Below are 24,162 nucleotides of genomic sequence, written 5' to 3'. Positions count from 1 at the left end.
TCTCCGCCCGCGGGGCCGCGTCCGTCGAGGGCGCGGCCCCGCCGCTTGTTGTGAATCGGTGACGGTTTCTGCAAGTTGTGCGCTGTCTGTAGATGCCACCTGTGTGACAGGTGATGCGACCGTGACCATTTACCAGGGGTGGGACAGTTGAGTCCTCGTAGGACCCATGCGTACAAACCGCTCAGTCTGAAGAGACGTGCTTGGCTGACGGTGGGCGCCGTCGTGCTGAGCGGGGCGGGCGTCGTGACGTACGCCATGGCGGATCCGTCCGCGCCGGCCGACGCCAAGGGCGAGAGCCGCGAGCCGTCGGTGCACACGCTCAAGCTCAAGGACCGCGGCTCCGGCCGCAAGGGCCTGGCCAGGCAGGACACCGAACGGTTCAGCGCGGTGGCGCTGACCTGGAACGACCCCGAGGCGACGGCCAAGGGCACGCCCGAGGTACGCACCCGGGACATCGAGACCGGCAAGTGGTCGGGCTGGCAGCAGGTCACGGCCGAGCCGAGCCAGGCCGACGGCGCGGAGGGCGAACGGGCGGCCCTGCGCGGCGGTACGGAGTCGGTGTGGACCGGCGACTCCGACGGCATCGAGGTGCGCGTCGTGAACGCGGACGGCACCGAGGTGGGCGGCCAGCCGGCCGGCATGGACGTCAAGCTGCTCGACCCCGGCACGGACCCGGAGGGCGCGAGCGCGATCCGCCCGGCCGCCTTCGAGGCGGAGGAGACCACCGCGCCGGCCACGGAGAACCCGACGCCGACCGACCCGGTCACGCCGACGGAGACGGTCACACCGACGGAAACGGTTCTGCCGACCGACACGGCCACACCGACCGACCCCCCGGCGCCCACGGACACCCCGACGCCGACCGGCACGCCCACCGAGTCCGCCTCCCCGACCGCCTCCCCGAGCCCGACCTCCACGGTCCCGGCGCCCCGGCCCTCGACGGTCGTCAAGCCGCCGGTCATCACGCAGGCCGAGTGGGGCGCGTCCACGGACTACGACGGCACTCCCGAGTACGGCACCGAGATCAAGGCCGCCGTCGTGCACCACACCGGTGTCGACAGCGACAACACCCTGTCCTGCGGCGAGTCCCGGGCCCGGATGCGCACCATCCAGCAGGAACATTTCTCCCGCGGCTACTTCGACATCGGCTACAACTTCGTCGTCGACAGGTGCGGCCAGATCTTCGAGGGCCGCAGCGGCGGCACGGACCTGCCGGTGATCGGCGCGCACGACGCCGGGTTCAACACCGACACGGTCGGCATCTCGTACATCGGCAACTACGAGTCGGCCACGCCCAGCCGCGCCGGCCTGGACGCCATCGCGCGGATCGTGGCCTGGAAGTTCGGCATGTACGGCATCGACCCGACCGGCAAGGTGACCCTGACGTCCGGCGTCGACCAGGGCTACAGCGGCAACAAGATCCCGAAGGGCACGTCGGTCACGCTGCCCCGCGTCCTCGGCCACCGGGACACCAACACCACGGCCTGCCCCGGCGCCAACCTCTACTCCAGGCTCAGCCGGATCGCCCAGGTCGCCAAGACCCCGGGTATCTCGCACGCCCTGGCCACCTCGGACTTCGACCGTGACGGCATCACCGACCTGGTCGCCGGCACGCCCCGCGCGCTGAGCAACGGCGGCGCCGTCACCGTCGTCCCGGGCGGCCTCGACGGCCCGGTCCCCGCCTCGAAGCGCACCCTCACCCAGAACAGCCCCGGTGTCCCCGGCTCCCACGAGTCCGGCGACAGCTTCGGCGCCGCGACCGCCTGGGGCGACGTCAACGGCGACGGCTACGCCGACCTCGCGATCGGCGCGCCCGGCGAGGACGACACCAGCGGCCACGCGGACCGGGGCCAGGTCACGGTCATGTACGGCCCGGCGCTGAACACCGGCTTCTCGTACACCACGTCGGGCAGCGTCACGGCGGCCGGCGCCAAGCTCGGCTCGACGGTCGCGGTCGGCGACTTCAACGGCGACGGCAAGGCGGACGTGTTCGCGGCCGGCACCGGCAAGGGCGGCAACTGGAACGCGCGGCTCACCGGCGGCGCGACGGCGACGGGCACACTGACCACGGCCACCGGCTCCGTCGCCTACCTGGACGCCGCGACCGGCGACTTCAACCGGGACGGCTACGCGGACGTCGCCCTCAACTACCGCGACACGGGCGGCATCTCCCGCGTGATCCGTTTCGCGGGCTCGGCGACCGGCCTCACCAAGGCGGGCGTGCTCTCCGTCAAGGGCGGCCGCTCCATCGCCGCGGGCGACGTCAACGGCAACGGCTACGACGACATCGTCATCGGCCAGCCGGTCGCGGCGGAGTCGGGCGGCCTCTCGGGCGGCCAGATCACCATGGTCCCGGGCACGTCGACGGGCTTCACCACGACCGGCATGACCACCATCCACCAGGACAGCGCGAACGTCGCGGGCGGCAACGAGTCCGGTGACCTGTTCGGCGCCTCCGTCTCGGTCGGCGACTACAACGCCGACGGCTTCGCCGACGCCCTCACCGGCGTCCCCGGCGAGGACTTCCCGCGCGGCGGTGTCAACCAGTCCGACGCGGGTGACGTACTGCTGGTCAAGGGCACGTCGACCGGCCTGACCGGCACCGGCTCGATCCGCCTGTCGCAGGAGACGTCCGGCGTCCCCGGCACCGCGGAGACCGGCGACCTGTTCGGCTCATCGGTCTCGCTGAGCGACCTGTCGGGCTACGGCCGCGCGGACCTGACGCTCGGCGCCGAGGGCGAGGACGGCACGGACGGCATCCTGCTGTACCTCCCGAGCAACAGCACGGGCCTCGGCTACTCCCAGGCGGTCATCTACAGCAAGACCGCCCTGGGCACCCCGACGGACGGCCACCTGGGCCAGACGCTGACGCCGTAACCGTCCGATCCACCTGACCCGGCCGGGACCCCGCCCATTCACGGGTCCCGGCCGAGTCATGTCCACACCGGTCGGCTACGACCGCGTCGCGTCCCGGCACAGCAGCCGCAGCGACCCGTCGCCCGCGAAACACCGGCGCGCCTCGTCGATCGGGTCCCACATCCGGCCGTCCGGCGTACGGATCCAGTGGTCGCCGCCCGTCGCCCACCACTCGGCGCCGGTCTGACGGACGATCACCTCACCGGCGTACGCGCCGAGACCGCGCAGTGTGCTCTCCACGGCGGCGTACGGCGTTCCCTCGCCGCGCAGGTTCTCGATCATCCGGTCGACCCGCCACAGGCTCTGCGCCGAGTAGTCGAGCCGCAGCCGCGCTCCCTCGCGCATCACCGCCACCGCGTCCGCCGCCCACCGCACCGGCTTGGCGGCGGCTGTGGGCCTGGTCTCCTGCTGAGTCGTCACATCCAGGAAGAGCGTGGCCGAACGTCATTTCGTCACCCGGATCCGGGGGCTTTCCAGGACCGGTGCAGGACCGCCCCACGCCACCCTCACGACCGGCACAGGACTCCCCCAGGAACCAGGTTTACGCGCAAGTCCAAGTTGACACGAGGGTGACGATTCACCGCTCCCGTGCGCTCCAGTCACTGATGAGCATGTACTTCCATCTCCGGGCGGTGCCGCCCTCGGCACTGCGCAACAGCGCCACCTGGTTCCAGCGCCTCTTCGAGGACGACTGGGACACCGTGCGGGATCGGATAGGCCGCCATCGCGAGGAGGTGCTCGACAAGCTCTACGGCGACGTCGAACTCCTCTACTGCGGCATCCCCCCGAACCACGCGTCGGAAGGCCCGCGCACCCAGGTGGTCCTCGGCGGCCGACCGGTGTTCCACTCCGACCCGGCCCTGCCCCCGTTCATGCTGCTCACCGCGGCCCAGGTGACCGGGGTCGCCGAGTTCCTCAGAACGGCCGACTTCGACGACCTGTGGCGGCACACGCGTGTGCATCTGCTGCGGCCGTACCGCACGTCGGACGTGGAGCCCGAGGCACGCGGCCTGTTCGCGGCGACCCACCGCGACCTGACCGCCTTCTACGCGCAGACGGCGCAGTACGGGGATGCGGTGGTGAAGTGGCTGATGATCTGACGGGGACGGCAGGATCAGGGCGTCAGCCCTTCCCCCGGGCCCGCCGTGACACCACGGCCCGCAGCACCCGGCGCCCCTCGGTCGACACCTCCAGCGCCCGGCGCAACCCGCCCGCGCCGTGCCCGGCGAGGATCTCCAGCACGCTGACCTGGCGGCGAAGTTCGGCGGCGACGAGCGGCGACATGCCCTCCGCACGGCCCACGACGGGCGCCCCGCTCGCGCGCACGGAGTTGAGCGCCTGGGGAAGCGCGCCGCCCGAGGACGCGTCCTCCTTGGCCGGGTCGAGCAGCCGGTGTATCTGCAGCGAGGCGACCGAGCAGGCGTCGGCCCATATCCGCGCCTCGGCGGCGGACCGTACGGCCGGGGCGGCGGCCAGCATCCGCCGGGCGAGCAGCGCGGCCTCGTCCTCCAGGTCCTCGTCGTCCACCACCTCGGCGATGCCCAGCTTGGCGCGCACCTGCTCCAGCAGCCCGCCCCAGGCGGCGGGGTCCCCGCCGGTCGCGAGGTTGGCCCACAGCGGCCGCAACACCTCGTCGTCGCCGCCCAGCAAGGGCACACACCGATCCAAACAAGCCAACCCGCTGGTGGCCAGTCCGCGTTCGTCGGCCTGAGCGATCAGTTCCACCAGGCTCATCCACGCCTCCCTAAGCGGGTGATCTTTGAGGGTCGGGGTCCCCGCACAGGCCCCTGGCAGGCCCCTTCCCTTACCGAGGCCACACCTCCCCTTACTGCGTGCGACGGCCCGTGAGTGTCACAGGGGCACGACGCCGAGCCGGTCGAGCAGCCGGAAGAAGATGTTTTCGGCCAAAGGGTCCGCATCAGCGGTGAGTACGTCGACGAGCGACCCGGCGTTCACCTCGTGCCCGGCCTCGGCGGCCCAGGCGACGGCCCGTTCGGCGGCGTCACCGGGTTCGAGGAAGTAGTCCTCCAGCGTGAGGCCCCCGTCCCCGGCGGCGAGGTACCCGGCCATCGCGGCCCGCGCCAGACAGGTCGTCCACGCCCCGCTCTCCGGCGCCGCCGCCTCCACGACGACGCAGTCGCTGTCCATGACGTACCCGAAGAGCGCGGGCGCCCCGGTCTCCTGGGCCAGTGCGTTCATGCTCCCGATGTCACCGCCGCTGCTCGGGTACTCCCAGACCTGCCAGCCGCCCGGCGCCTCGTCACGCAGGGCCATGCCCTCGGCGCCCGCCAGCGCGTCCAGCTCCGTCAGCGGCCGCTCCCCGCGGCCCACGACGAAGTACCCCCAGTAGCCCATCCCGGTTCCCCCTGGCTGTTCGGTTCGGCTCGGGCCGAATACACCACAGTCGTACGGAGGCCCGCAGCCGTATGGGGCAATCCACAGCCTCAGCCGAGCCGGTCGGCGAGTGCCCTGAACTGGGCCCAGGACAGTTCCGGGCGTCCGGAGTCCCACAGTTTCTGCACCGTCGCCCGCAGCGGCATCCGGATTCCGGCGGCGACCTGGGCCTGGGTCTGCGAGTTCGCCAGATCGCACCAGACCGCGAAGGACCCGCCCAGGATCTGGCCGTCGTAGCTGCTCGGCACGGCCACCGTGCCCCGCACCACCCGCGGCGTCCACTGCCGGTAGATCCGCTCGCCCGTCGGATAGACGAAGGTCTGCGGCTGCCCCAGCACGTAGTAGAGGAACTCGTCGTTGTAGTTGATGACCTTGCGCCCGGCACGCAGATACTCCAACGGCTTCCGTGCGCCGATCTCCTTGCCGGTCCAGTACGCCACCTGGAGCCGCTTGTCCGGCTGGACGGAGGTGTCCCGGAAGAACCCGTCGTTCCACGCCCGCACCGTGCGGCCGTGGGCGCGGACGGTGGCGGCGCGGTCGTTGAGCCACCCGGTCGTGAGGTCGGCGACGGTGCCGCCGGAGCCGTACGCCTTCCGTGCGGCGGCGGCGAGCTGCGGGTAGGACGCCTGGGGGTTGGACACGACCAGCGCCTGGTACTCGTCGCCGCCGAGGTGCCACTGGCCGCCGGGGAACAGGTCGGCGTACTCGTTCAGCAGATCGTCGACGATCCGGGCGGACTCGCCCTTGGAGATGTCGATGGCACCGCGCGTGGCGACCCCCGAGACGTTGCGCAGCTGCAGGTCGGGGTGCGCGGCGATGACGGCACCCAGATGCCCCGGCGAGTCGATCTCGGGCACGACGGTGATGTGCCGGGCGGCCGCCAGCTGCACGATCTTCCTGACCTGGGCCTTGGTGAGGTGCTGCTGGGACACGATCTCGGGATGCGAGGCGGACTCGATCCGGAAGCCCTGGTCGTCGGAGAAGTGCAGGCCCAACTGGTTGAACTTCAGGTCGCCCAGCTCCCGCACCCGGTCCTCGATCCAGTCCGCGGTGAAGTGCTTGCGGGCGATGTCGAGCATGAACCCGCGCACCGGCTTGGCCGGCGCGTCCCGCACGACGCCCTCCGGCGCCGTACCCCCGCCGTGCACCTCCTGCTTCAGCGTCCGGGTCCCGTAGAAGACGCCCGCCTCACCCGGCCCGCTGATGGCGACACGCCCGTCGCGCACGGTCATCGTGTACGACTCCGGGCCCGCGCCCTTGCCACCGCTCAGCGCCAGCCGCACGTCCCCGGCGCGCACGTCCTCCTTCTCACCGGCGTACGTCAGCCCCAGCTCACCGGCGATGAGCCGCCCCTCGTCGGCGAGCTTCGAGTCGCTGACGACGACACGCTCCCCGCGCGCGGGACGCCAGCCGGGGCCACGCGCGGCGGTGTGGGAACTCACGGCGGGGATCGTCCGGGGAGCCTTGGAGAGCGGATACGACCGGGTGGGTGACGGAGTCGGCGCGGCCGGCTCCTTCGGCGCGGCGGACGAAGCGGACTGGGAGGTGCCCGGCGCCGTGCGCCCCTGCTCCGAACGGCCCGATCCTCCGTCGCCGCCGGTGGCCAGGAGCCCGAGGCTCACCCCGGCCGCGACCGTCACGACGACCATCGCGACGATCAGCACCCACGACTGCGTCAGCGCCCTCTTCGCCGGTGACCGGCGCCTGTGCTTGTGCTGGCTCACGGCGCCAACCTAGGCCCTGCGTCCGCTTTGAGGCGTCCACCACACGTTCCGAAACTCTCCCGTTCGACTGAAATTCGGGCATCCGTCGGACACGTCACGTCCACTCTCGATAACGTGAGCACCACTCCTTTCCCAAAATCCTCTGCCGAAACCCACGTGACGCCCACATACCTTCCTGGCCGAGTCGCCATACCGTCGCTCCCCGAGCAGACCCGCACTCCACCGTCCCCGACGGCCCTGGAGTCCTTCAACACCGCCCCCACCGAAGAGGTCCGCCAGACTCTCCTCACCTGCCTGCACAGCCCTCGCTGGGCGGATCGCCTCGCGAGCCATCGCCCGTATCCCGACGTCGACTCCCTCTTGGCGGCTTCCGACGAGGCGGCGTACGACCTGGCTCCGGGGGATCTTGCGGAGGCACTGGCAGGAGAAACGTTGCCGGCGCTGCCGGAGGGTGTGTACGGGGCGGCACATACGGCGATGAGCGCCGCGAATGCCGCGTACGAGGCGAAGTTCGGCCATGCGTTCGTCATCTGCCTGGACGGCCTGGCACCGAACGAGGCCCTGGACCACGTACTGGCGGGCATCCGGTCACGTTTGACGAACGATCCGGAGGAGGAGCGGGTGGTGGCAGCCGAGGAACTCCGGCGCCTGGCAAAGGGGCGTCTGGTGAACGCCCTCAGGGGCGCGGGGAACGGCGCGACCAGCCACAACGAACCGGCAGCCGGCGAATAACAGGACGCCTCACCCCATTAGCCGCCAATACCCCATCCGCGTGCCACTTTGATCACATACCCAGCCCCCCGCTAAGCCGCGCAGCAACACGTGGATACGATGCTGAGGGCCGGTGGACCGTACCCGGCCGGGCCCGACCGACAGCACAAGCCGGCGCGGCCCCAATCCCCGCTCCCGGAGGAACTTCCGTGCCGGCTGGAACGCTGTACCGCGGCCGGGAAGGAATGTGGTCCTGGGTGGCTCATCGAGTCACCGGCGTCCTCATTTTCTTCTTCCTGTTCGTTCACGTGCTGGACACCGCCCTCGTCCGTGTCTCCCCCGAGGACTACGACAAGGTCGTAGCCACGTACAAGACGCCCGTCGTCGCGCTGCTGGAGTACGGCCTAGTCGCCGCCATCCTCTTCCACGCGCTCAACGGCCTGCGCGTCATCGCCGTCGACTTCTGGTCGAAGGGCCCGCGCTACCAGAAGCAGATGCTCTGGTCCGTAGTCGGCCTCTGGCTGGTCCTGATGCTCGGGGCGATCTACCCCGTGCTCGGCCACGCCGCTCGTGAACTGTTCGGGAGCTGACGCGCATGTCCACCACCGAGAAGACCGCCGACGTGTCCGGGATCGGCCCCGTCGAGGGCGCCGAGCTCTACAACGTCGACAACCCGGCCCCCTACATCGAGGCCCCGCGCAAGCGCACCAAGAAGACCCCGAGGTCCACCCGGGGCAACTTCGAGATGGCCGCCTGGCTGTTCATGCGCCTGTCCGGCGTCGTGCTGGTCGTCCTGGTCCTCGGCCACCTGCTGATCCAGCTGGTGCTGGACGGCGGCGTGTCCAAGATCGGCTTCGCCTTCGTGGCCGGCCGCTGGGCGTCCCCGTTCTGGCAGGTCTGGGACCTGCTGATGCTGTGGCTCGCCATGCTGCACGGCGCCAACGGCCTGCGCACGGTCATCAACGACTACGCGGAGCGCGCGAACACCCGGCTGTGGCTGAAGGGCCTGCTCTACACCGCCACGGTGTTCACCATCCTGCTGGGCACGCTGGTGATCTTCACCTTCGACCCGAACATCCGCTAGGCACGGGGCTGAGGCAACCACCATGAAGATCCACAAGTACGACACCGTCATCGTCGGCGCCGGTGGCGCGGGCATGCGCGCGGCCATCGAGTCCACGAAGCGCAGCCGCACCGCGGTGCTGACCAAGCTGTACCCCACCCGCTCCCACACGGGCGCCGCGCAGGGCGGCATGGCCGCCGCGCTGGCCAACGTGGAGGAGGACAACTGGGAGTGGCACACCTTCGACACGGTCAAGGGCGGTGACTACCTGGTCGACCAGGACGCCGCCGAGATCCTGGCGAAGGAGGCCATCGACTCGGTCCTCGACCTGGAGAAGATGGGCCTGCCGTTCAACCGCACCCCGAACGGCACCATCGACCAGCGCCGCTTCGGCGGTCACAGCCGTAACCACGGCGAGGCCCCGGTCCGCCGATCCTGCTACGCCGCGGACCGCACCGGCCACATGATCCTCCAGACGCTGTACCAGAACTGCGTCAAGGAGGGTGTGGAGTTCTTCAACGAGTTCTACGTCCTGGACCAGCTGATCACCGAGGTCGACGGCGTCAAGAGGTCGGCCGGTGTCGTGGCGTACGAGCTGGCGACCGGCGAGATCCACGTCTTCCAGGCGAAGGCCGTGATCTACGCGTCCGGCGGCTGCGGCAAGTTCTTCAAGGTGACGTCGAACGCGCACACCCTGACCGGTGACGGCCAGGCCGCCGTCTACCGTCGCGGGCTGCCGCTGGAGGACATGGAGTTCTTCCAGTTCCACCCGACCGGCATCTGGCGCATGGGCATCCTGCTGACGGAGGGCGCCCGTGGTGAGGGCGGCATCCTCCGCAACAAGGACGGCGAGCGCTTCATGGAGAAGTACGCGCCGGTCATGAAGGACCTCGCGTCCCGTGACGTCGTCTCGCGCTCCATCTACACGGAGATCCGCGAGGGCCGCGGCTGCGGTCCCGAGGGCGACCACGTCTACCTCGACCTCACGCATCTCCCGCCGGAGCAGCTGGACGCCAAGCTCCCGGACATCACGGAGTTCGCGCGGACGTACCTCGGTATCGAGCCCTACACGGACCCGATCCCGATCCAGCCCACCGCGCACTACGCCATGGGCGGCATCCCGACGAACGTCGAGGGTGAGGTCCTTCTCGACAACACCACGGTCGTCCCGGGCCTGTACGCGGCCGGCGAGGTCGCGTGTGTGTCGGTGCACGGCGCCAACCGTCTGGGCACGAACTCCCTCCTGGACATCAACGTGTTCGGCCGCCGTGCGGGTATCGCCGCCGCCGAGTACAGCCAGAAGGCGGAGTTCGTCGAGCTGCCCGAGGACCCGGCGCAGCTGGTGATCGACCAGGTCGAGAACCTGCGCACGTCGACGGGCACCGAGCGGGTGGCGACGCTCCGCAAGGAGCTCCAGGAGACCATGGACGCCAACGTCATGGTGTTCCGCACGGAGCAGACCATCAAGACGGCGGTCGAGAAGATCGCGGAGCTGCGCGAGCGCTACAAGAACGTCTCGATCCAGGACAAGGGCAAGCGGTTCAACACCGACCTGCTGGAGGCCATCGAGCTGGGCAACCTGCTCGACCTGGCCGAGGTCATGGCCGTGTCCGCCCTGGCCCGCAAGGAGTCGCGCGGCGGTCACTACCGCGAGGACTACCCGAACCGCGACGACGTCAACTTCATGCGCCACACCATGGCGTACCGCGAGGTGGGCGACGACGGCACCGAGTCCGTCCGTCTCGACTACAAGCCGGTCGTCCAGACCCGCTACCAGCCGATGGAGCGTAAGTACTGATGGCAACCCCTGTTCTGGACAAGGTGGAGGCCGAGTCCGCCGCGTCCCCGTACATCACGGTCACCTTCCGGGTCCGCCGCTTCAACCCGGAGGTCTCGGCCGAGGCGGTCTGGGAAGACTTCCAGCTGGAGATCGACCCCAAGGAGCGCGTCCTCGACGGCCTCCACAAGATCAAGTGGGACCTGGACGGCACGCTGACCTTCCGTCGCTCGTGCGCCCACGGCATCTGCGGCTCCGACGCGATGCGGATCAACGGCAAGAACCGCCTCGCGTGCAAGACGCTGATCAAGGACATCAACCCCGAGAAGCCGATCACGGTCGAGCCCATCAAGGGCCTCACGGTCCTGAAGGACCTCGTGGTCGACATGGAGCCGTTCTTCCAGGCGTACCGCGACGTCATGCCCTTCCTCATCACGAAGGACACGAACGAGCCGACGCGCGAGCGTTTCCAGACGGCCGAGGACCGCGAGCGCTTCGACGACACCACGAAGTGCATCCTCTGCGCGGCGTGCACGTCGTCCTGCCCGGTCTTCTGGAACGACGGCCAGTACTTCGGCCCGGCCGCCATCGTCAACGCGCACCGCTTCATCTTCGACTCGCGTGACGAGGCGGGCGAGCAGCGTCTGGAGATCCTCAACGACAAGGACGGCGTCTGGCGCTGCCGCACGACCTTCAACTGCACGGACGCCTGCCCGCGCGGTATCGAGGTCACCAAGGCGATCGCCGAGGTCAAGAAGGCGCTGATCACGCGCCGCTTCTGAGCGCTGTTCTCCTTCTACGGTGATGTGGCCCCGTTTCCCGGATGCGTAACCGGGAAACGGGGCCCTCGCTGTCTCACCCCACCTCACCGCCATGTCAACGCCTGTGGCCTGAAAGGCAGTTGAGGTAGTTGAGAGTTCAAGTCAGACTCCGCTCATGGCACTCCTGAGAAGAGCGGCCGCGGTCCTGTCGGCCACGACAGCCGTACTGCTCGCGATACCCCCCACCGCCTCGGCGGCCCCCGCCCCCTACGGGATCCTCGCCAGGGAGAACTTCGACCGCCTCCCCCTGGGCCCGGTGACGGAGGGCCCCGGCTGGACCACCGACACCTCCGACGGCACCCTGACCGTCGCCGCCAACGCCACGGGCCGCGAACTCCGCCTCCACACCGAGGGCAACGGCCGGGCCTTCCTCGTCTTCCCCGGCCTCACCACACCCGGGAACAGCTACTGGGCCCGGCTGCGCCTGCGTGTCGACGCCTTCCCCACCGCCCCCGACTGGGCGCACTGGACCCTCGCCGAGGCGTCCGGCTCGGACTCCCCGACCCTCGTGCGCCCTCTGGGCGGCCAGTACGCCCCCACCGACAAGGGCAACTTCTGGGGCGTCGGCTCCGACCTCGGCCCCACGGGTGACTGGACGTCCTGGAAGACCTCCGCACCGGCCGAGGCCGGCAGGTGGAGTTGCGCGGAGTTCCACCTGGACGCCGCCGACAACCGCGTCACGGTCTACTTCGACGGCGTCGAGCAGCCTGATCTGACCGTCTCCACGAACCAGCACGGCGGCACGTCGGACCCGTTCACCTTCCCGACCTTCGACAAGCTGAAGCTGGGCTGGCAGCTGTACCAGGCCGACCCGACGCCGTCGTCGTACGACATCCGGATGGACGACATCGCGGTGAGCACACGGCGAGTGTCCTGCTCATAGCTGGCTCAGGATCGTCGGATCCGTGATCTTCGTGTCGTCGGCCAGCATCATCGCCTTGCTCAGGATCACCGCCAGCATCCGGTCGCCCTCGTAGGGCAGGTAACCCGTCTGCGGGGCGGCCGGGCTGGACTTGGGGACGATGCACAGGTACTGGTCGTTCGGGGTCATGAGGATGTTGCCCGAGCCGAGGTGGATCTTGTACGTGTGGCGTTCGCCCTTCACGTGCAGGAACCGGCCCTCGATGGTGCAGCGGTCGGCGATCGCCAGCCGCGGTATCAGGCGTTCGAGAAGGGCCCTACGGGTCTGCGCGCTCTGGTTGAGGTCACCGAAGCCGTACGACGTCCAGTACTCGCGGAAGCGGCCGTCGGGGCCGCCGTCCTGCCAGGTCGGGTCGTTGCCGACGCTCGCCACGCCGACGAACAGGTCCACGTCGCGCAGGACTTCGGAGAGGACCAGGGGCGGGACGTCGGACAACGGCAGCGGGTCGACCGGGTCCGTGCCGTCGCGCAGCCACATGTGGTACTCGCCGCCGCAGCAGTGCGCCGAGTTCCGCGGGGCGTCGAGGGGGTAGAAGCGGACCTGGTCGGTGCGCAGCCGCAGGAAGCTGCCGGACTCGGTGATGTCCTCGTAGTGCTCGCCCCCGTCGCCGGCGATCCAGTACTCGGCACGCAGACCCCACTGCGGCAGCTCCCGGACGGCGGGCGGCGCCTCGTCGTCCACGGCCAGGCGCAGCTTGTTGTGCCAGCCCCGGATCGCGGCCAGGGAGTGGAACTGGTGCTGGCGCAGGACATGCGCGGCGAAGCGGTTGGAGTACGTCCCCGTCGCGCGCTCGGCGTCCGTGAGCAGGTACACCTCGCGGTGGGCCTGCTTGAAGGGCTGGGTGATGCCGTGCCGCTCCAGCCAGTCCCGCCAGGCGACGATCTCGGCGGGTTCATGGCCTACGGGGTGCCAGAGCGCGACCCACGTGCCCTCGGTCACCGGCGTGTCGGCCAGCGTCCGCAGCTCACCGTCCGCGTACCCGACCGTCGTACCGTCGACCGTCCACAGCAGACGCCGGGCCAGGGTGCCGACCAGCGGGTGGTCCAGGTAGCGCTCGCGCCACGCGGCGTACGGCCAGGTGCGGCGGGCCAGGAACTGGCGGTCCAGGCGTTCGCTCTGTGCCGAGAGCATCTTGTCGAGGTCCTTGACCGCCGCCTTCAGCTCCCTGAGCTCGTCGGCGTGGTCGCGTCGTACGGCGGCGGGGACGCTCTTGACCGCCTTGCCCTGCGCGTTTCGCCAGCTCAGCACGGCCTTGGGGCCCCGTACTTCCAGCAGTGCCGTGACCTCGCCGAGCCGGTGCTCCGCGCGGCCCACCTCGGTCAGGCCGTAGGCCGGCACGGCCATTTCCTCCACCTCCTCGCGGCCGAGGCCCAGCGCCTGCGCGCGGGCGTCCAGGCCGGCGTTGAGGAGCTTGAGGGTGCCCTTGAAGGTGACGCGGGTGGCCAGACGGGCGAGTTCGGCGAGGGCCGCCTCGCCGTCGATACGGGCCAGGGCGTTGACCGCCGCGTTGGCGACCTTGGGGTTCACCGGTCCGAGGCCCGCGACCTTGCGCAACGACGTCTCGACGAGGGAGCCCAGGGTGCGGGCGGTCTCGGGGTGCGCGGGGAGGAGGGCGAGCAGCCAGGTCAGGCCGCGCAGGGCATCGGCGTTGTACGGGTCGAAGACAGCGTTGGAATCCGGCCCGTAAGTCAGGCCGAGCAGCGGGCGGGTGCGTGGCCGGCCCACCAGGCGCAACCAGGACAGCAGCCGCTCCCGCACCTCGTCGGCGCCGAGGGGCTCGATCAGCGCGTGGCCGGCCTTGTCCCACTTCGCGGCCGGGCGCGTGGTCGTGGCGGTGGCCGCGTGGGCGAGCAGCCGGCGCCAGTCGGCACCGAGCTCGGCCGCGTCGGCGAGGGCCTGGTCGGACCATGCCTCGCCCGGGTTCACGGCGGGGCCGTCCAGCTTCGCGACCAGTGCGCCCAGACGCTTCTTGCCCTGCCACAACGTCAGGCACGAGCGGCGGGCCACGGCGACGAAGCCGGCGGGCAGCTCCCGCCCGTCGGCGAGCTCCAGTTCGGCCAGTCGGACGAGCTCGTCCGTGTCCCACATCACCTCCTGCTCCGCGACCAGAGCGATCCGCGCGGACCGGGTGTCGACCGGCTGCTCCTCGGAACTCGGCCGTCCCGCCAGGAGACCGGCGACCAGAAGCACGAGCCGGCCGCGCGGGGCCGTGTCGTACCCCAGCTCGTGGTAGCGGGCGGCGAGCCCGTGCACGACCTGCGCCTGGAACCCGGCGTCCGCGGCCACGATCGCGTCGATGACCTCGCGGCCCCGCGGACCCCATCGGCCGCCGGTCATCTCGGCGAGCGCGAGCAGTTCGGGAACGATCCGCTCGGCGTCCTCGGCGGCGACGAGGGGGAGGACGTCTCGGACCAGCCGGGTGTACTCGGGGGTCGCGTCGTTCATCAGCCACCCACCAGCGGTACGAGCTTGAGAAACGTGATCTCGGTGCCGAGCGCGAGCTCGATCTCAGTGTCGAGGTCGGTGACCTGACGGTCTCCCACGAGCACGAGGAAGCCGTTGCCCGCGAAGGCCTTGAGCGCGAGCTCGGTCTGGGTCTCGGGGTCTATCCGGCGGGGGGTGCGCAGCGCGTACCCGTTCAGCACGCGCTCGGCGTCCTGCGGCTGCACCAGGCCCTGGAAGACCTCCGGCGTACGCGCGTTGTACTCGGCGACCTCCTGGAACACCCGGCGCCGGATCAACTCGCGCACGGTGAGCCGCTCCTCGGCGATCTCCAGCCCCCAGCCGTCGCTGCGGCTCCCGCTTGTCGTCTCGTCGACGAACCTCACGATTCCCATGACGCCGACAGTACGAGCCAGCACTGACAATCACGCATTCCGGCCGATCATCCCCTTATTCTGACGCCATGTCAGATGACGAGTCGTACGAGTTGCTCGGGTTCGACAACGTGCTGCTGCCGGTCGGCGACCTCGGCGAGGCCGTCCGGTTCTACGAGCGGGCCGGGTTCACGGTCGGGTTCCGGCTGGACGAGGCCGGGATCGCCGGACTGAAGGTCGGGGGCGAGATGCCCGGGATTCTGCTGCGGCACGAGGAGACGCTGGCCCACCGGTCGCCCCCCTGGCTGTGCCCGCGGCTGTGGCTGGAGGTGCCGGACGCGCGGGCGGCGGGGCGGGCGTTGGCCGAGGCGGGTGTCGCGCCGCTCGACGAGCCCATCTCCATGGCCACCGGCTGGACCGTCGAGATCGCCGACCCCTGGGGCAATGTCGTCGGGTTCACGGACTACTCCAAGCGGCCGGAGCTCGGTCGCAGGCCGTGACGCCACGCCCGGCGGGGACGTGACAGAGGCCTCATCCCGTTGAGTTGAACATGTTCAAAGACAGGCCCTACAGTTTTCCCTGTCAGCGTTTTGAACGCGTTCAAGAAGGGGGAAGGCCATGGACCGCACGGTCATCGCCTACGTCATCTACCTGGTCGTCAGCATCGGCCTGACCATCTGGGTCGCCCGCACTCTCAGCCGCAACGGCCGGATCTTCCTCGCCGACGTGCTGCGCGGCAACGAAAAGCTCGCCGACGCCGTGAACCACCTTCTGGTGGTCGGCTTCTACCTCGTCAACCTCGGCTTCGTCGCCCTGTACCTGAGCGACGACGACACCGTCCTCGACACACGCGGCATCTTCGAGGCCCTGTCGACCAAGCTCGGTGTGGTGCTGCTGCTGCTCGGCGTGATGCACCTGGGCAACGTCTACGTGCTCAACAAGATCCGGCGGCGCGGCGTGCTGGAGCGGGAGCAGGTGCCCCCGGTCGCCCCGCAGGACTGGGTCGCCCCGTCGGCCGGGGCGTGACCCGGTGGCCGGGAAGACGGAGCCGGGAGGCGGGCTCGCGGACGGCGGCACCTTCGCGGCGGGCGGGCCGCACGCCCGGAGCACCGGGCCCGCCGCCCCGGTCCGCCGGCTGACCGTCCTCTACGACGCCGAGTGCTCCCTGTGCACCTTCCTGCGCGCCTGGCTCGTGAAGCAGCCGCAGTTGGTGCCGCTGGAGATGGTGCCGGCCGGGTCCGAGGAGGCCCGGCGGCGCCACCCCGACCTCGACCACGGCGCCACGCTCGACGACATCACCGTCGTCGGCGACGCGGGGCAGGTCTACCGGGGCACCGCCGCCTGGGTCGTCACGCTGTGGGCGCTGCGCGAGCACAGGGGACTCGCGCATCGCCTCAGCACCCCGGCCGGGGCACGGCTCGCCAAGGGTGCCGTGCTCGCCGCCGCCAAGTGGCGCGGGGCGCAGCAGGGCGGGACGCAATGGGGCGGGCGGGGCTACCGGCGCGCGGAGGGGTGGTCGTACGACCCGAGTCAGGGCTGGACGTACTACCCGCCCAACTGCGACGACGGTACCTGCGCCACCCGGCCCAATCCGTCCTGAACGCCTCTGCGCCGGACTCCGTTTTGGCATGCGCCCTTCCAAAACGGTGCTGGGGTTGGCACGCTGCCTCCCGGTTCTCCACTCCGCACTCGCACCGACTGACGGTCAGCCAGGCGGCCCGCCCGGTCGCCCGGTTCCCCCATCGCAGAAGGAGTACGCGTGAGAGGCATAGCCCACGTCACCCGCATACCCCGCCCCTTGCTCGGCGCCCTGGTCGGCGTCACCGCACTGCTCACCGCAGGTGCCCTGGCCACACCCGCGGGCGCCGCGCCGAGGGCCGACGGCTCCAACGGGGTCAGCTCGGTCTCGACCGGCGCGCAGACACAGGCCCGGGACTTCTGGACGGCGGAACGGATGCGCGAGGCCGCCCCGCTGGACCTGGTGAGCGTCAACGGCCACCACGACAACGTCTCGAAGCCCCTCAAGGGCGCGGCGACCACCGTCGCGCCCAGCGCCCCGGCCAAGGCGCTCAAGAAGGCCGCGTCCGGCATCGGTCCGATGGCCTTCCCGAACGGCGGCGGCCAGTGGACCGGCGGCGGCGCCGTCGTCTCCACGGCGGGCCGCGTGTTCTTCACCTACCAGGGCCGTACGGCGTCGTGTTCCGGCAACGCCGTCACCAGCGCCAACAAGAGCACCGTCATCACGGCCGGCCACTGCGTGAAGCTGGACGGCGCCTGGCACACCAACTGGGTCTTCGTGCCCGGCTACCACGACGGGCAGGCCCCGTACGGCCGGTGGACCGCGTCGAAGACCCTGTCCACCCCGCAGTGGACGGCGAGCGAGGACATCAACTACGACGTCGGCGCGGCCGTCGTCGCCCCGCTGGACGGCAAGTCGCTCACGGACGTCGTCGGCGGGCAGGGGCTGGCCTTCAACACCGGCTACAACCTGCGCATGTACTCGTTCGGATTCCCGGCCGCCGCCCCGTACGACGGCGAGAAGCTCATCTACTGCAACGGCAACACCAACCGCGACTTCCTGCTGTCGAACGACCACGGCATGAACTGCAACATGACCGGCGGCTCCAGCGGCGGCCCCTGGTTCACGCAGTTCAACGAGTCCACGGGCACCGGCCTGCTGTCCTCGGTGAACAGCTTCAAGTACAACTTCCTGCCCAACCGGATGTACGGCCCGTACTTCGGGGCCGACGCCCAGAACCTCTACCAGACGGCACAGGCCTCCTGACGGACGGCCGAAACACCACTCGTTAGGCTCTCGTTCCGTGCCCTCGAAGAACGACAGCCCTGAACAGGGCGACACGCCCAGCAAGTCCGAGCAGACCCGTGCGCTGATCCTGGAGACCGCCATGCGGCTGTTCCAGGAGCGGGGCTACGACAAGACGACCATGCGGGCGATCGCCCAGGAGGCCGGAGTCTCCGTCGGCAACGCGTACTACTACTTCGCGGGCAAGGAACACCTGATCCAGGGCTTCTACGACCGGATCGCCGCCGAGCACCAGGCGGCGATCCGGGGCGTCCTGGCCCGCGAGACCGACCTGGAGGCGCGGCTCGCGGGGGTGCTGAAGGTGTGGCTGGACATCGCCACGCCGTACCACGAGTTCGCGGTGCAGTTCTTCAAGAACGCCGCCGATCCCGACAGCCCGCTCAGCCCCTTCTCCGCCGAGTCGGAGCACGCGCGCGTGGAGGCCATCAACATCCAGCGGCAGGTGCTGGCGGGCGCGACGAAGACCAAGGTGCCCGAGGAGCTGCGGGACGTTCTGCCGGAGCTGATGTGGCTGGCCCAGATGGGGCTCGTCCTGTACTGGATCTTCGACCGGACCGAGGGCCGCGAGCGCAGCTACCGGCTCGCCGAGCGGGGCGCCCGGCTGACCGCGCGGGGGGTCTCTCTGGCACGGTTCCGGGTGCTGCGCCCGCTGGTGCGCGAGGTGCACGAGCTGTTCACGGACTTCCTGCCGGGGATGACCAACGCGATTCCGGATCCGGCGAAGAAGAAGGCGGACAAGGCGGATAGGCCGGACAAGAAAACCGACGGCAAGGGGGCGCCCGCCGAGGACGAACGCCCCTGAAACCGCCTCCGGCGATGCTCAGTTGACGGCGTCCACCTCGCCCTCGGCCAGCTCCACGTCGTACACCAGCGGCCCGTCCGCCACGACCACCTGCCCGGCCCGGGAGCCGTACGACTCGGCGCTCGTCGCCAGCAGATACGTCCCCGGCGCGGGCACCGAGACGATGTACGAGCCGTCGGCCAGGGAGGACACCCGGTCCAGCTGACGCCCGCCCTTCGTCAGCAGCGTCACCGCGGCGCCGTCGACCGGCTCACCGTCGGTGCCCCGGACGAACCCGTGGACGACGGAGGTCCGGCCCGTCACGGCCGGCTCCTGCTCGGCCTCCACGGCTGCCTCCTCCTTGGGCTCGACCGCGAGATGCGGCAGCCGCTTCTCCAGCCAGTCCGGCAGCCACCAGTTGGCGTTGCCGAGCATGTGCATCGCGGCCGGCACCAGCGCCGTACGCAGGATGAACGCGTCGAGGGCGACGGCCGCCGCGAGGCCGATGCCCGCCATCGCGCCCTCCATGTCGCCGCTCAGCACGAACGCGCTGAACACACAGATCATGATCAGGGCGGCGGAGTTGATGACCCGGCTGGTCTCCGCGAGGCCGACGCGCACCGCGCGCGCGTTGTCCTTGGTGTGCACCCACTCCTCGTGCATCCGGCTCACCAGGAACACCTGGTAGTCCATGGAGAGGCCGAACAGCAGGGACAGCATGATGACCGGCAGGAACGACGTGATCGGCCCTTCCTTGCCGACGCCGATCAGCTCGGTGCCCCAGCCCCACTGGAAGATCGCCACCAGGACACCGAAGGACGCGGCGGCCGCGATGAGGTTCATCAGGGCGGCCGTCAGCGGCACCACCAGCGAGCGGAACGCCACCAGCAGGAGCAGGAAGCCGAGCGCGATGATCGTCGCCACGAAGTACGGCAGACGATCGCCGGTCACCGAGGCGAAGTCCTTGAAGACGGCCGTCACGCCGCCGACATGGGCCTCGGCGCCGGACCGCGGGATCACGTCGTCGCGCAGCCGGTCGATGAGCTGGTCCGTCTGCTCGGACTGGGGCGAGGTGGTCGGGACGACCTGGATCACCGTGACGCCGTTGGCGGGCGGCACGGCGGCCGCCTGGGCGACGCCCTCGGCCGACCGGATGCCGTTGACCAGACCTTCGGGCGCGTCACCCTCGACGACCACCTGGAGCGGACCGTTGAAGCCGGGGCCGAAGCCCTCGGCGAGCAGGTCGTAGGCCTGCCGGGTGGTCTGCGACTCCTGGTGGTTGCCCTGGTCGGTGGCGCCGAGGCGCAGCGACAGCACGGGGATCGCCAGGGCCGCCATCACTACGACGGCCAGCGCCGCGACCGGCCGCGGGTGCCTTTGCACATACGACGACCAGCGCGCCGCGAGGCCGCTCGTCTCCGCCGGTTCCGGTCCCGCCGCGGCGAGCCGGCGCCGCTGCCGGCGGCTGAGCACCCGCATGCCGAGCAGGCCGAGGAGCGCGGGCAGCAGGGTGATCGCGGCCAGCACGCTCAGGACGACGGTGAGCGAGGTCGCGACGACCACACCGTCCAGGAACCGCATGTTCATCACCAGCATTCCGGCCAACGCGATGCATACCGTGCCGCCCGCGAACAGCACCGCGCGGCCGGAGGTGTTGAGGGCGGTCACGGCCGCCTCCTGCGGCTTCATGCCGCGCAGGATGCCGCGCCGGTGCCGGGTGACGATGAACAGGGCGTAGTCGATGCCGACGCCGAGGCCGATCAGCGAGCCGAGCAGCGGGGCCACTTCGGGCACGTCCGTGACATGGCTCATCAGCATCGTCGCGATCATGCCGGTGCCGACGCCCGCGATCGCCACGACGATCGGCAGCAGCATCGCGAAGAGCGAGCCGAAGGCGAGGAACAGCACGACCGCCGCCGCGAGGATGCCGACCGCCTCCGCGATGCCCTGCGGCGGCTCCTGGGTGCGGGCGACGGCCTGGCCGCCCAGCTCGACCCGGAGTCCGTCGGTCTCGGCGGCCTGCGCCTTGTCGACGACGTCCTCGATCAGCTCCTTGGGGACGGCGTTCGCCTGCTCGGTGAAGGTGATCTGGGCGTATGCGATGCGCCCGTCCCGGCTGATCTGCGCGGCTCCTTGTGCCGCGTACGGGTCCGTGACCTCTCCGACCCCCTTCATCCGACCGATCTCGTCGAGCGCGGGCTCGATCCGGGACCGTACGGAATCGTCCCGTACCGATCCGTCGTCCACCTTCCACACCACCGTGTCGGTGTCGCCCGCGCGCTCCGGGAAGGCCTTCTCCATCAGGTCGTACGCGGTCGTGGAGTCCGTGTTCGGGAGGGAGAAGACGTTCGCGTAGTTCGTGCCCGCGGCCGAACTCGCCGCGCCCAGGCCGAACAGTGCCCCCAACCACAGCAACAGGACCACCAGCCGGTGCCGATAGCACCACCGTGCCAATGCCGCCACGCTCAACGCTCCTTATTCGGTTCGGTCGGTCCCCCAGGTCCTGGGCAACAGGATTGGCGGTGGCACGCGCGCGTGGCAGGCGCCGGCCATGACTCTCAAGGAACTCCAATGCGGCCGGCCCACCCGACTGTCAGTGGCCCCGCCGATACTGGGGGCATGACGACGGCTCACGGCACCGTGCTGGTCGTGGAGGACGAGGAGAGCATCGCGGACGTCCTCGCGATCGCCCTGCGCTACCACCGCTTCGAGGTCATGATCGCGGGCACGGTCCGCGAGGCGCTCGCCCTCGCCGAGCGCACCCGGCCCGACGTGGCGCTGCTCGACGTCATGCTCCCGGACGGCGACGGCCGCGCCCTCGGCCGTGAGCTGCGCGAGCGCCGCCCCGACCTGGCGCTGGTCTTCCTCACCGCGCGCGACTCGCCCGCCGAGATCGTCGGCGCCCTCGGCTTCGGCGACGACTACATCACCAAGCCGTTCGACGTCGACGTCGTCATCGCCCGGATCACGGCCGTACTGCGCCGCACCCGCCCGGCCGACGTCCTGCCGCAGCGCCCGCCGCTCAGCTACGGCGACCTGGAGCTGGACGAGACGACGTACTCGGTGCGCCGCGCGGGCCGCACCGTCGAACTCACCCCCACCGAGTACGCGTTGCTGCGGTTCCTGGTGCGCAACGGCGGCCGGATCGTGCCCAAGGAGCAACTCCTGCGCCATGTCTGGCAGTACGAGCACACTCCGCCCGAATCGACCGTCGTGGAGACCTACATCAGCTATCTGCGGCGCAAGCTGGACGCCCTGGGACCGCCGGTGATCACCACCCGGCGGGGCGTCGGATACGGGCTGGCATGAGGGCCCTGAGGATCTTCGAGATCTGCCGCCGGCGCGGCATCCGCTCGCTGCGCGGCAAGCTGACGCTGGCCAACGTGGCACTGCTGGCCGTCGGCATCGTCGTCGCGACCGCGGTCAGCCTGATGACCGCGCGGTTCTATCTGCTCGACAAGGTCGACACCGAGCTGAAAAGCGCGCGCACCACGCTGGCCAACGCCGGGTTCACCCTGCAGCAGATCGAGTCGCTCAGCGAACTGGGCATCGCGCTGGACAAGTTCACCGGCGACGGTGCCACGGACACGGACCCGCTGCCGAGCCCCACCATGGTGTACGTGGCGGTCGACTCCGCGGGCGAGCCGGTGGCCCTCGGCCCGCTGAAGCCGACACCCCGCCAGCACGCGCTCGCCGCCGCCGCGAAGGACCCGGTGGCCCTCGCCGCCGACGGGGAGCCGCGGGACGTACGGGTCGAGGGGGACCGCCACCGGATGGTCGGCGCCCGGCTGTCGGACGGCACCGTCGTGCTGATCGCCGTCCCGACCGAGGGCCTGCACGAGGGCATGGGCAAGGCGCTCAGGATGGACCTGGCCGTCGGCACCCTGCTGCTCGCGCTGCTCGGCTGTCTGACCATGTTCAGCGTGCGCCGCCGGATGCGGCCGCTGGAGGACATGGTGGAGACCTCGTCGGCGATAGCCGAGGGCGATCTGACCCGGCGCATCCCCTCCAACAGCGACCCGACCCTGGAGGTCGAACAGCTGCGGGTGGCCCTCAACTCCATGCTCCACCAGGTGGAGTCGGCGTACCGCACGCGCGAGCGCAGCACGGCCCAGCTGCGCCGCTTCGTCGGCGACGCCTCGCACGAGCTGCGCACCCCGCTGTCCGCGATACGCGGCTATCTCCAGCTGTACGACAAGGGGATGCTGCCGGACCCGGCCGAGCGCAAGCGGGTCTGGGACCGGATGAACGGTGAGGTCGACCGCATGGGCCGCCTCGTCGACGAGCTGCTCACCCTCGCCCGCCTCGACCAGCGGCCCGAACTGCGGTTCCGCAACGTCGACTTGAGCCGTCTGGTGCGCGACGCCGCCGAGGATCTGCGGGTCCAGCAGCCGGAGCGGCCGATATCCGTCGGCGCCGACGGCGCCCTGCTCGTGCGCGCCGACGAGTCCGGGCTGCGCCAGGTCCTCGGCAACCTGCTGAGCAACGTCCGCATCCACACGCCCGCCGATGTGCCGGTGCGGCTGGGGGTGGAGCGGGTCGACGGCGTCGTACGGCTGTGTGTGCAGGACGAGGGGCCGGGGCTGTGCGAGGAGGACGCGGCGCGTGTCTTCGACCGGTTCTTCCGGGCCGGCGGGGGTGCGGGGAGCGGGCTGGGGATGGCGATCGTGCAAGGAGTGGTGGAGTCCCACGGCGGTGCGGTGGCGGTGCGGACGGCGCCGGGTGAGGGGCTGGCGGTGACGGTGACGTTGCCGTCGCGGGGACGTTGACGCTGTCGTCGCGGGGACGGTGGCATTGCCGTCGCGGGGACGTTGACGCTGTCGTCGCGGGGACGGTGGCATTGCCGTCGCGGGGACGGTGACGCTGTCGTCGCGGGGACGGTGGCATTGCCGTCGCGGGAACGGTTCCGGCAGGTGCGGCTTCACGGTCGTAAAACTTTGCCGCGTCTCATGGGCCGGCGTTGGCGAGGATCAGCACCCACACCGTCTTTCCGTGCCGTCCCCGGCTCCACACGCCCCACGCCGCGGCCAGGTTCTCCACCAGATGCAGGCCCCGGCCGGTCTCGTCCCACTCCCTCACCAGCCGTAACCGGGGCTCGACCTGCCCCTCGTCGGACACCTCGATCAGACAGGAACCGTCGGCGAGCGCGGTCACGGCGACCTCGAACTCGCGCTCCAGGAGAGGGCCGTGGCGTACGACGTTGGTGGCCAGCTCGGAGACGAGCAGTACCGCGTCCTCCAGCGCCGGATCCCGCGGCCCGTGCCCCCAGTCGGCCAGGTGCTCCCGGACCCGGCGCCGGGCGAGACCGACGGACGCCGGGTGCCGGGGCAGCCGAAAGGCGTTGCGTCTCAACACGTTTGCTCCTCACCCAGCGCACACCTCCGTCACATGGTGCAGTGCCGAGCGGCGCCCT

The 24,162-nt window shown here is 70.5% G+C and carries 23 protein-coding genes; 15 read left to right on the top strand and 8 right to left on the bottom strand.

The genetic code is table 11. The features are described from left to right. The first annotated feature begins 222 nt into the window (after window positions 1–222). A complete protein-coding gene (locus POF73_RS03105; RefSeq protein WP_272112834.1) occupies window positions 223–2,877 on the top strand; it encodes an FG-GAP-like repeat-containing protein in 2,655 nt (884 codons plus the stop codon). A gap of 75 nt (window positions 2,878–2,952) precedes the next feature. On the opposite strand, the gene POF73_RS03100 is transcribed toward POF73_RS03105, so the two are convergent. Further along, window positions 2,953–3,336, bottom strand: coding sequence for a hypothetical protein (locus POF73_RS03100; protein ID WP_272112833.1), 384 nt, complete (start codon window positions 3,334–3,336; stop codon window positions 2,953–2,955). A 191-nt stretch (window positions 3,337–3,527) separates the two neighbouring features. Between POF73_RS03100 and POF73_RS03095 the strand changes: the two genes are divergently transcribed. Next, window positions 3,528–4,016 carry a DUF1877 family protein gene (locus POF73_RS03095; RefSeq protein WP_334313574.1) on the top strand — a complete coding sequence of 163 codons (489 nt, stop codon included), beginning with the start codon at window positions 3,528–3,530 and terminating at the stop codon, window positions 4,014–4,016. 22 nt (window positions 4,017–4,038) lie between these two features. Here the strand turns inward: POF73_RS03095 and POF73_RS03090 are convergent, their stop codons facing one another. From POF73_RS03090 to POF73_RS03080, 3 genes are all read right to left on the bottom strand, one after another. Then, window positions 4,039–4,650, bottom strand: a complete 612-nt coding sequence (locus tag POF73_RS03090) for a hypothetical protein (RefSeq protein WP_272112831.1) — start codon at window positions 4,648–4,650, stop codon at window positions 4,039–4,041. Between the two features lie 117 nt (window positions 4,651–4,767). Beyond that, the gene (locus tag POF73_RS03085) at window positions 4,768–5,271 is read right to left on the bottom strand and encodes a hypothetical protein (protein WP_272112830.1); all 504 of its coding nucleotides are present in this window, start codon (window positions 5,269–5,271) and stop codon (window positions 4,768–4,770) included. An 89-nt stretch (window positions 5,272–5,360) separates the two neighbouring features. Continuing rightward, window positions 5,361–6,959 carry a beta-N-acetylhexosaminidase gene (locus tag POF73_RS03080; RefSeq protein WP_272112912.1) on the bottom strand — a complete coding sequence of 533 codons (1,599 nt, stop codon included), beginning with the start codon at window positions 6,957–6,959 and terminating at the stop codon, window positions 5,361–5,363. 231 nt (window positions 6,960–7,190) lie between these two features. Between POF73_RS03080 and POF73_RS03075 the strand changes: the two genes are divergently transcribed. The 6 genes from POF73_RS03075 to POF73_RS03050 all read left to right on the top strand — a co-directional run bounded on the left by POF73_RS03075 (window position 7,191) and on the right by POF73_RS03050 (window position 12,289). Next, window positions 7,191–7,766 carry a 2-oxo-4-hydroxy-4-carboxy-5-ureidoimidazoline decarboxylase gene (locus POF73_RS03075; RefSeq protein WP_272112829.1) on the top strand — a complete coding sequence of 192 codons (576 nt, stop codon included), beginning with the start codon at window positions 7,191–7,193 and terminating at the stop codon, window positions 7,764–7,766. Window positions 7,767–7,954: 188 nt separating this feature from the next. Next, window positions 7,955–8,335, top strand: a complete 381-nt coding sequence (sdhC, locus tag POF73_RS03070) for a succinate dehydrogenase, cytochrome b556 subunit (protein ID WP_272112828.1) — start codon at window positions 7,955–7,957, stop codon at window positions 8,333–8,335. A 5-nt stretch (window positions 8,336–8,340) separates the two neighbouring features. Further along, window positions 8,341–8,829, top strand: coding sequence for a succinate dehydrogenase hydrophobic membrane anchor subunit (locus tag POF73_RS03065; RefSeq protein WP_272112826.1), 489 nt, complete (start codon window positions 8,341–8,343; stop codon window positions 8,827–8,829). 22 nt (window positions 8,830–8,851) lie between these two features. Further along, a complete protein-coding gene (sdhA, locus tag POF73_RS03060; protein WP_272112824.1) occupies window positions 8,852–10,606 on the top strand; it encodes a succinate dehydrogenase flavoprotein subunit in 1,755 nt (584 codons plus the stop codon). Beyond that, on the top strand, window positions 10,606–11,367 hold the full coding sequence (locus tag POF73_RS03055) for a succinate dehydrogenase iron-sulfur subunit (RefSeq protein ID WP_272112823.1): 762 nt from the start codon (window positions 10,606–10,608) through the stop codon (window positions 11,365–11,367). The genes sdhA and POF73_RS03055 overlap by 1 nt, the downstream gene beginning before the upstream one ends. Before the next feature lie 154 nt (window positions 11,368–11,521). After that, window positions 11,522–12,289 carry a hypothetical protein gene (locus POF73_RS03050; protein WP_272112822.1) on the top strand — a complete coding sequence of 256 codons (768 nt, stop codon included), beginning with the start codon at window positions 11,522–11,524 and terminating at the stop codon, window positions 12,287–12,289. Here POF73_RS03050 and POF73_RS03045 read toward each other — a convergent pair. Beyond that, window positions 12,284–14,773: a DUF4132 domain-containing protein gene (locus tag POF73_RS03045; protein WP_272112821.1), complete on the bottom strand. Its 2,490-nt coding sequence runs from the start codon at window positions 14,771–14,773 to the stop codon at window positions 12,284–12,286. The two genes, POF73_RS03050 and POF73_RS03045, sit on opposite strands and share 6 nt — an antisense overlap. Next, entirely contained in the window at window positions 14,773–15,165 is a 393-nt protein-coding gene (locus tag POF73_RS03040) for a hypothetical protein (RefSeq protein ID WP_272112820.1), read from the bottom strand. The genes POF73_RS03045 and POF73_RS03040 overlap by 1 nt, the downstream gene beginning before the upstream one ends. A 68-nt stretch (window positions 15,166–15,233) precedes the next feature. On the opposite strand from POF73_RS03040, the gene POF73_RS03035 reads away from it, so the two are divergent. From POF73_RS03035 to POF73_RS03015, 5 genes are all read left to right on the top strand, one after another. After that, window positions 15,234–15,644: a VOC family protein gene (locus POF73_RS03035; protein ID WP_272112819.1), complete on the top strand. Its 411-nt coding sequence runs from the start codon at window positions 15,234–15,236 to the stop codon at window positions 15,642–15,644. 118 nt (window positions 15,645–15,762) lie between these two features. Next, window positions 15,763–16,170 (top strand): hypothetical protein, encoded by a 408-nt coding sequence (locus POF73_RS03030; RefSeq protein ID WP_272112818.1) that lies wholly within the window; start codon window positions 15,763–15,765, stop codon window positions 16,168–16,170. 109 nt (window positions 16,171–16,279) lie between these two features. Next, window positions 16,280–16,744 (top strand): thiol-disulfide oxidoreductase DCC family protein, encoded by a 465-nt coding sequence (locus tag POF73_RS03025; protein WP_272112911.1) that lies wholly within the window; start codon window positions 16,280–16,282, stop codon window positions 16,742–16,744. Between the two features lie 159 nt (window positions 16,745–16,903). Further along, the gene (locus tag POF73_RS03020; protein WP_272112817.1) at window positions 16,904–17,929 is read left to right on the top strand and encodes a trypsin-like serine peptidase; all 1,026 of its coding nucleotides are present in this window, start codon (window positions 16,904–16,906) and stop codon (window positions 17,927–17,929) included. Window positions 17,930–17,966: 37 nt separating this feature from the next. Next, window positions 17,967–18,770, top strand: a complete 804-nt coding sequence (locus POF73_RS03015; protein WP_272112816.1) for a TetR family transcriptional regulator — start codon at window positions 17,967–17,969, stop codon at window positions 18,768–18,770. An 18-nt stretch (window positions 18,771–18,788) separates the two neighbouring features. On the opposite strand, the gene POF73_RS03010 is transcribed toward POF73_RS03015, so the two are convergent. Beyond that, a complete protein-coding gene (locus POF73_RS03010; RefSeq protein WP_272112910.1) occupies window positions 18,789–21,203 on the bottom strand; it encodes an MMPL family transporter in 2,415 nt (804 codons plus the stop codon). A gap of 165 nt (window positions 21,204–21,368) precedes the next feature. Here POF73_RS03010 and POF73_RS03005 point away from each other — a divergent pair, with 165 nt between their 5' ends. Further along, window positions 21,369–22,058 carry a response regulator transcription factor gene (locus POF73_RS03005; RefSeq protein WP_272112815.1) on the top strand — a complete coding sequence of 230 codons (690 nt, stop codon included), beginning with the start codon at window positions 21,369–21,371 and terminating at the stop codon, window positions 22,056–22,058. Then, complete coding sequence (locus POF73_RS03000) at window positions 22,055–23,518, top strand: sensor histidine kinase (protein WP_272112814.1); 1,464 nt, start codon at window positions 22,055–22,057, stop codon at window positions 23,516–23,518. Before POF73_RS03005 ends, POF73_RS03000 begins: the two co-directional genes overlap by 4 nt. Window positions 23,519–23,696: 178 nt before the next feature. On the opposite strand, the gene POF73_RS02995 is transcribed toward POF73_RS03000, so the two are convergent. Beyond that, on the bottom strand, window positions 23,697–24,104 hold the full coding sequence (locus POF73_RS02995) for an ATP-binding protein (RefSeq protein ID WP_272112813.1): 408 nt from the start codon (window positions 24,102–24,104) through the stop codon (window positions 23,697–23,699). Window positions 24,105–24,162 lie beyond the last annotated feature (58 nt).

The sequence above is a fragment of the Streptomyces sp. HD genome (genome assembly GCF_028369295.1).
Taxonomy (GTDB): domain Bacteria; phylum Actinomycetota; class Actinomycetes; order Streptomycetales; family Streptomycetaceae; genus Streptomyces.
The sequence above is the reverse complement of the archived record's forward strand: the minus strand, read 5'-3'. Positions and strand labels throughout refer to the sequence as shown.

What these genes read in the sequence shown, in the direction of transcription:
- POF73_RS03055 (WP_272112823.1), top strand. Translation starts at nt 10,606, where the DNA reads ATGGCAACCCCTGTTCTGGACAAGGTGGAGGCCGAGTCCGCCGCGTCC.
- POF73_RS03045 (WP_272112821.1), bottom strand. Translation starts at nt 14,773, where the DNA reads ATGAACGACGCGACCCCCGAGTACACCCGGCTGGTCCGAGACGTCCTC.
- POF73_RS03000 (WP_272112814.1), top strand. Translation starts at nt 22,055, where the DNA reads ATGAGGGCCCTGAGGATCTTCGAGATCTGCCGCCGGCGCGGCATCCGC.
- POF73_RS03095 (WP_334313574.1), top strand. Translation starts at nt 3,528, where the DNA reads ATGTACTTCCATCTCCGGGCGGTGCCGCCCTCGGCACTGCGCAACAGC.
- POF73_RS03080 (WP_272112912.1), bottom strand. Translation starts at nt 6,959, where the DNA reads ATGGTCGTCGTGACGGTCGCGGCCGGGGTGAGCCTCGGGCTCCTGGCC.
- POF73_RS03040 (WP_272112820.1), bottom strand. Translation starts at nt 15,165, where the DNA reads ATGGGAATCGTGAGGTTCGTCGACGAGACGACAAGCGGGAGCCGCAGC.
- POF73_RS03035 (WP_272112819.1), top strand. Translation starts at nt 15,234, where the DNA reads ATGTCAGATGACGAGTCGTACGAGTTGCTCGGGTTCGACAACGTGCTG.
- POF73_RS03005 (WP_272112815.1), top strand. Translation starts at nt 21,369, where the DNA reads ATGACGACGGCTCACGGCACCGTGCTGGTCGTGGAGGACGAGGAGAGC.
- POF73_RS03050 (WP_272112822.1), top strand. Translation starts at nt 11,522, where the DNA reads ATGGCACTCCTGAGAAGAGCGGCCGCGGTCCTGTCGGCCACGACAGCC.
- POF73_RS03065 (WP_272112826.1), top strand. Translation starts at nt 8,341, where the DNA reads ATGTCCACCACCGAGAAGACCGCCGACGTGTCCGGGATCGGCCCCGTC.
- POF73_RS03030 (WP_272112818.1), top strand. Translation starts at nt 15,763, where the DNA reads ATGGACCGCACGGTCATCGCCTACGTCATCTACCTGGTCGTCAGCATC.
- POF73_RS03085 (WP_272112830.1), bottom strand. Translation starts at nt 5,271, where the DNA reads ATGGGCTACTGGGGGTACTTCGTCGTGGGCCGCGGGGAGCGGCCGCTG.
- sdhA (WP_272112824.1), top strand. Translation starts at nt 8,852, where the DNA reads ATGAAGATCCACAAGTACGACACCGTCATCGTCGGCGCCGGTGGCGCG.
- POF73_RS03090 (WP_272112831.1), bottom strand. Translation starts at nt 4,650, where the DNA reads ATGAGCCTGGTGGAACTGATCGCTCAGGCCGACGAACGCGGACTGGCC.